Raw genomic sequence first — 713 nt, 5'->3', positions numbered from 1 at the left:
TATCACCCCACGCTTCCCGGACACCAGCCACCGAGGCGCGGCGAACTGGCTGTGCGCCGCCCGCCGCGCGACCGACCTCACCGTGCTGTGGCTCGCCCTCGCCTGCCCCCACACCCCCACCCACCTGATCGACACCCTCTGCCGGGCCATCACCGACCCCACCCCCGTCCCACGACGCACCCTGCCCGGCCCCGACACCGGGGCACTGACCATCACCCACCCCGCCTGACCACCCACGGCCTCGCAGCGCCCGCGCCTGCGCCCTCACGAGGCAATACTCCCCGGCCGGTGCCCGCCCCAATAGCCCTTGGGCGGCACCGGGGCCGGGCCCGTATCGCCGCAGACAAGGAGTACATCGCGATGGAGCACAGCCAGCCCGAGACGCAACCGGGCACCCGCCAGCCCCGCGAACACCTCAGTACCGACAGTCCCCTGGAGGAACTGTCGGCCAGGCACTCGGTGCCGCCCACCTCCACCACCTCACCCAGGGGCACTGTGGCCACCTTGCTGAAGGACGGGCAGGGGTCATGACGTCCATCGCCGAATCCGCCCACGTCGCCGCCGTATTCATTCGTCAGACAGCCGCTGCGAGCGCTTACGGCCCGTACCGGGGTGCCGACCTCGCCCGCACCGCCGTACGCCTGGCCAGCACACTCGGCCTGACCTTGGACCGCATCACGGTTTCCCCGGACTGGCTGCGGTGCCGCACCACA

Annotated in this window: 2 pseudogenes; both read left to right on the top strand. The window is 71.8% G+C overall.

Features of this window, described 5'->3' with window-relative positions:
• A pseudogene (locus JK363_RS41525) lies at window positions 1–229 on the top strand (DUF317 domain-containing protein); the annotation flags it as partial.
• A gap of 298 nt (window positions 230–527) precedes the next feature.
• Window positions 528–713, top strand: a pseudogene (locus JK363_RS41520) (hypothetical protein); the annotation flags it as partial.

The sequence above is a fragment of the Streptomyces coffeae genome, assembly GCF_016741875.1.
Lineage (GTDB): Bacteria > Actinomycetota > Actinomycetes > Streptomycetales > Streptomycetaceae > Streptomyces > Streptomyces coffeae.
Note: the sequence above shows the minus strand (reverse complement) of the source record. Positions and strands in the feature narration are given on the sequence as shown.